Consider the following 1,200-nt stretch of genomic DNA (forward strand, 5'->3'; position numbering starts at 1 on the left):
GTGAGCTGGGGGTGGCCGCAGAGACCAGCGAGAAGCGACTGTTTACTAAAAACACAGGTCCGTGCGAAGCCGTAAGGCGATGTATACGGACTGACGCCTGCCCGGTGCTGGAACGTTAAGGGGACCGGTTAGCTGATCTTCGGGTTGGCGAGGCTGAGAACTTAAGCGCCAGTAAACGGCGGTGGTAACTATAACCATCCTAAGGTAGCGAAATTCCTTGTCGGGTAAGTTCCGACCTGCACGAATGGCGTAACGACTTCTCGACTGTCTCAACCATAGGCCCGGTGAAATTGCATTACGAGTAAAGATGCTCGTTTCGCGCAGCAGGACGGAAAGACCCCGGGACCTTTACTATAGCTTGATATTGGTGTTCGGTTCGGCTTGTGTAGGATAGGTGGGAGACTGTGAAGCATGCACGCCAGTGTGTGTGGAGTCGTTGTTGAAATACCACTCTGGTCGTGCTGGATGTCTAACCTGGGTCCGTGATCCGGATCAGGGACAGTGTCTGGTGGGTAGTTTAACTGGGGCGGTTGCCTCCTAAAGGGTAACGGAGGCGCCCAAAGGTTCCCTCAGCCTGGTTGGCAATCAGGTGTTGAGTGTAAGTGCACAAGGGAGCTTGACTGTGAGACTGACGGGTCGAGCAGGGACGAAAGTCGGGACTAGTGATCCGGCGGTGGCTTGTGGAAGCGCCGTCGCTCAACGGATAAAAGGTACCCCGGGGATAACAGGCTGATCTTCCCCAAGAGTCCATATCGACGGGATGGTTTGGCACCTCGATGTCGGCTCGTCGCATCCTGGGGCTGGAGTCGGTCCCAAGGGTTGGGCTGTTCGCCCATTAAAGCGGTACGCGAGCTGGGTTTAGAACGTCGTGAGACAGTTCGGTCCCTATCCGCTGTGCGCGTAGGAGTCTTGAGAAGGGCTGTCCCTAGTACGAGAGGACCGGGACGGACGAACCTCTGGTGTGCCAGTTGTTCTGCCAAGGGCATGGCTGGTTGGCTACGTTCGGGAGGGATAACCGCTGAAAGCATCTAAGCGGGAAGCCTGCTTCGAGATGAGGGCTCCCACCCACTTGATGGGGTAAGGCTCCCAGTAGACGACTGGGTTGATAGGCCAGATATGGAAGCCTCGTGAGGGGTGGAGTTGACTGGTACTAATAGGCCGAGGGCTTGTCCTCAGTTGCTCGCGTTCACTGTGTTGTTC

The 1,200-nt window shown here is 56.2% G+C and carries 1 rRNA gene; it reads left to right on the forward strand.

Annotated elements, in window-relative coordinates:
* Positions 1-1,174, forward strand: a 23S ribosomal RNA gene (locus tag ACFVFR_RS31845); the annotation flags it as partial.
* Between the last annotated feature and the right edge of the window lie 26 nt (positions 1,175-1,200).

This window comes from Streptomyces sp. NPDC057702 (assembly GCF_042799315.1).
Lineage (GTDB): Bacteria > Actinomycetota > Actinomycetes > Streptomycetales > Streptomycetaceae > Streptomyces.